Annotated in this window: 3 protein-coding genes and 1 pseudogene; 1 reads left to right on the top strand and 3 read right to left on the bottom strand. The window is 70.8% G+C overall.

Annotation, left to right across the window (positions count from 1 at the left end):
- From D471_RS0100915 to D471_RS0100905, 3 genes and pseudogenes are all read right to left on the bottom strand, one after another.
- Positions 1 to 232, bottom strand: a pseudogene (locus D471_RS0100915) (hypothetical protein); the annotation flags it as partial.
- A 1,012-nt stretch (positions 233 to 1,244) separates the two neighbouring features.
- The gene (locus tag D471_RS0100910) at positions 1,245 to 1,817 is read right to left on the bottom strand and encodes an NUDIX hydrolase (RefSeq protein ID WP_017596885.1); all 573 of its coding nucleotides are present in this window, start codon (positions 1,815 to 1,817) and stop codon (positions 1,245 to 1,247) included.
- Between the two features lie 3 nt (positions 1,818 to 1,820).
- Positions 1,821 to 3,239 carry a zinc-dependent metalloprotease gene (locus D471_RS0100905; RefSeq protein WP_017596884.1) on the bottom strand — a complete coding sequence of 473 codons (1,419 nt, stop codon included), beginning with the start codon at positions 3,237 to 3,239 and terminating at the stop codon, positions 1,821 to 1,823.
- Between the two features lie 123 nt (positions 3,240 to 3,362).
- Between D471_RS0100905 and D471_RS0100900 the strand changes: the two genes are divergently transcribed.
- Positions 3,363 to 4,319: NAD-dependent epimerase/dehydratase family protein (locus D471_RS0100900; RefSeq protein WP_017596883.1), on the top strand; the 957-nt coding region annotated here is incomplete at its 3' end.

Raw genomic sequence — 4,319 nt, 5'->3', positions numbered from 1 at the left:
GGTCCCCGCCGTGCTTGTGGCGGTGGTTGTGGCAGCGCCGGTGCTCGGGGAGCGCTGTCTGCGTGGTCTTGGCCGACGTGCCCTCCTGCTGGACGACGGCCGGGCTTCCGTTGGCCTGGGGGGCCGCAGGGCCGCCGGGCTGGGCGGTCGTCGCGGCCGCCGGAGCGCCGAACGTCAGAGCAGGAACCGCGAGCCCCGCGAACAGGGCGCCTGCGATCGTCTTCTTGTTCATGGGAACCCCCATCGCGTCCGAACGATGCGGGGCGTGCTCGTCCTCGGCTGTCGCGGTGCCTGTCCGGTCGGCGGAAGTCCCTCGTGCCCATGACTCCCGTGGAGGTTCTGGGCGGTGCGGGCGGGCGCCGCTCGGTGGCAGCGCTCCCGAGCGAGCACGCTCACTGATGTCGCGTACGTGACGTGCCCTCCACTTGTTTACTGATGTTCCTGCTCGCCATTCTTGCTCGCTAGCGAGAGAAATGGAAGAGAGGAACGAAAATGTCGCACAAGTGACAATGTCGGATAAGTGACAATGTTTCATTTTGGCATGGGGCCACGATGGCGGCCTTTTGCCTGAGTATGAGAAACGTCAATTCTGGTGCCGGCCAGGGGTGGCAGAGGCCTCCCCGTCCCCCCGGGGGGGTCAGGCGGCCCGCGCCGCGGTTCTCGACGCGCCCCCTCGGGGGTTCGGTATCCCGCGTTCGGGGTACTGTCCCGGTGCCTTGGCCCATTCCACTGCCAGGTGTCGTGCTCGCCCAGGGCGCCGCGAGGTCATCGTGACCGGGTTCGGCCACCACACGTGGGCCGGCGGCGGGGGCGACCGCATGTGTGTCGAACGCGGACTCCTCACCCATGGCCCAGGGGAAAGCGACACATTCCGTCAGTGCCATGCCTACTTCGTGGTCGCGGGTGGCGGAGCGATGAAAAGCCCCGCGTCTCCTCGTGCGCGACGAATCCGGCAGGACCCGCGGCGCTTGGGCGCCGCCCGGGGCGGTGGTCGGCAGGAAAGGATTTCTCCGGCGAAGAACGTCGTCGGTGCGCGTGGGCTCAGCGCCGCCCTCGTGGCCCCGGCCTTGTGTCAGAGCCCCGTTCACTCCCGTGCCAGGACGCCGCTCCACCGTCGCATGGCGCGCGTCCCCGTCGCTGACCTCCTGGCCACGCCCTCGGCGGCCACCATGACGACACGGGCCCCGTTCCGGATGGTGGAACGGGGCCCGCGCGTTTCTTCCGACGGTGCCGGACGCCCGGACCTACACCCCGCTCGTCCGGCCGTCGCGTAGGTGTTCGGCCACGGCCGAGGCCGCCGCCCGTACCAGAGCACGACACGGTTCGTCCGACGGCTCCGGCACCTCGTCGACCGGGAACCAGCCCAGGTCGTTCGACTCGTTCGGGTCACGTACCAGCACCGCGTCCGGTGGCGCGATCGCCGCGAACTGCACGTCCAGGTGGTGGCTCCCGCCTCCGCACGGCACGGCGTGCCGGTCCAGGCGTACCGGCGACGGCAGCAGGGTGATCCCCTCGATCCCCGACTCCTCGGTCGCCTCCCGCAGCGCCGCCCCGGCCAGCGTGGTGTCCTCGGGCTCGCAGTGCCCACCGGTCTGCAGCCACAGGTCGTGGATGCCGTGCAGCACCAGCGCCACCCGGGACCCGTCCGCCGAGATGATCGCCGAACTCGCCGTCACATGTCCGGGCAGGCACCCGCGCCACATGGCGTCCTCGTGCGCGTCCAGGTGTTCCAGGTACGACCGGCGCAACTCCTCCTGCCGGGCGTCGGGCGCGCTCCACGCGCCCAACAGCGCCCGGGCGTCCGCGTGCAGAGACACGGTCTAGGCGTCCTCTCCGCGGTCGTCCCCGTCGTCCTTCTTCTCGTCCTTCGCGGCGTCCGTGTCGCCGGTCAGCTTCGAGATGTCGAAATCGGCGTCCCCGAACTCCCCGCCGCCGCTGACGAACGCGTCCGGGTCGTCCAGGTCCGCGCCCGCGGGCATCAGGTCCGGGTGCTGCCACACCGCGTCGCGCCCCTCGATCCCGCGCGCCTCCTCCAGCGCGGTCCACAGCGCCGACGCCTCGCGCAGCCGGCGCGGGCGCAGCTCCAGGCCCACCAGAGCCGCGAACGTGTGCTCGGCGGGCCCACCGGTCGCCCGGCGCCGCCGGGTCGCCTCGGCCAGGGCGCCCGCCTGCGGAAGCCGCTCGGACACCGCGTCCGACACCACCGTGGCCACCCAGCCCTCGATCAGAGCCAGGGTGGTCTCCAGGCGGGCCAGCGCCGCCTTCTGCTGCGGTGTGTCCTCCGGCTGGAACAGGCTCTCGCCGCCCATGCCCCCGGACAGCGCCTCCTGCAGGGCCTCCGGGTTGGTGAGGTCGATCCCGCCGAGCTTGTCCTCCAGGCCGCTGACGTCGAACGACATCCCGGCCGCGTACTCCTCGACCAGTCGGGACACGTGTGAACGCAGCCACGGCACGTGGGAGTACAGGCGGTGCACCGCAGCCTCGCGCGCGGCCAGGTACAGCCGCACCTCGTCCTCGGGGATCTCCAGCCCCTCACCGAACCCGGCCACACCGGGCGGCAACAGGGCCGCGTTGCCCTCACCAGCCAGCGGCAGACCGATGTCGGTGGTACCGATCACCTCGCGCGCCAGCTCGCCGATCGCCTGCCCCGCCTGCTGGCCGACCATCATGCCGCCCATCTGCTGGACCATGCCCAGCAGCGGACCGGCCATGGACCGCATCTCCTCCGGGAGATTCTGTCCCATCGCCTGCACGGTCTTGGACGTCAGCGGGTCGCACAGCTGCGCCCACGAGTCGATCGTCCGCTCGATCCACTCCGACCGGCTCCACGCCTGGGCGGTGTGGATCCCCGACGGCAGGTCGGTAGCCTGGTCAAGCCACAGGTCAGCGAGGCGGAGCGCCTCCTCGACCTTGGCGTAGTCGTGGGGCGGGACGCTCGGGTCGCCTTGCTGGGACACCGTGTGCCGCGCGATGTTCTTGGCCATGTCCCAGTTGATCCCCGACTGCGACGACGTGCCGCCGGAACCACCAGGGCTCGGCTGGCTCGACATCATGTCGGCGAACTGCCGGAGCATGTTGGCCATCTGTTGCGGGTCGCCGAACGGGAAGTCGCTCGGCGTTCCGGAGTCTCCCCCGCCCGGGCGGCCGCTGCCGGCACCCGAGCCGGAGTCGCCAGAGCGGCGTCCGGACTCGTCATCGGGATCGTTCGGCATGCTGAAACCGAATGGCAGGTCGCTCACAATCAGACCTCAGGCAGGATTAGGTTTGGTCTCCACTGTCACGTTAGCTGGGAGTCGCCCGGAGTGAATACCGAAAGCAGCCAGGTTCGCCCAGAGCACAGCCCGTCCGAAGGCACGGGCTCGGTGGTCGCGGTCACCGGCGCCGCCTCCGGGGTGGGTCGGCTCCTCGTGCAACGCCTGACCGAGCCGATTGGTTCCGCGGCCGCACGGGAGGTCGTGGCGATCGACGACGAGTTCTCCGACCTGGACGGCGTCACCTGGCGCATCGCAGATGTGTGCGATCCGGGGTTGGTCTCGCGGCTCGACGGCATCGACGTCCTCGTGCACACCGCCGACGACCGTTCCCTGGACACCAAACCCGCCAAGCGTCGTCAGCACAACGTTCGCGCCGCCCAGACGGTCCTGACGGCCGCCGCCGCCTCGGGGGTGCCGCGCGTCATCCTCGTCACGGGCACCATGGTCTACGGTGCGGCTCCCGACAATCCGGTGCCGCTGCCCGAGGACGCTCCGCGGGTATCCGACAACAGCGCCGGGCTGACCGGCGACTTCGCGGAGATCGAGGCACTCGTCGAACGCGCCCGCCGCGCGCACCCGAGTCTGTCCGTGACCGTCGTCCGCCCCGCACCGCTGGTCGGCCCCGGCCTGGACACCCTGCTCAGCCGCCACTTCTCCGCCCCGCGCCTGCTCACGGTGAAGGGCCACGAGCAGCGGTGGCAGTTCTGCCACGTCGACGACCTGGCCAGCGCCCTGGAATTTTGCGCCCTGCACGGAGTCGAGGGCCTCGGCGGGGTCGTGACCGTGGCCAGCGAGGGCTCCCTCTCCCAGGAGGAGGTGGAGGAGATCGCGGGCATGAAATCCTTCGAGGTCACCGCCCACCTGGCCTTCGGCGCGATCCGCCGCCTGCACCAGGCGAGGATCACCCCGGCGGCGGAGGGCGAGCTCAAACACCTCGTCTACCCCTGCGTGGTGGACTGCCGGGCCCTGCTGGAGGCCGGGTGGAAGCCCCTCTACGGCAACGGGGAGGTGCTCAGCGCACTGCTGGAGTACCGGAGCGGCAAACCAGCGCTGGTGGGCCGCAAC

This window comes from Nocardiopsis lucentensis DSM 44048 (assembly GCF_000341125.1).
Taxonomy (GTDB): domain Bacteria; phylum Actinomycetota; class Actinomycetes; order Streptosporangiales; family Streptosporangiaceae; genus Nocardiopsis; species Nocardiopsis lucentensis.
This window is presented reverse-complemented; position numbering and strand designations above follow the sequence as displayed.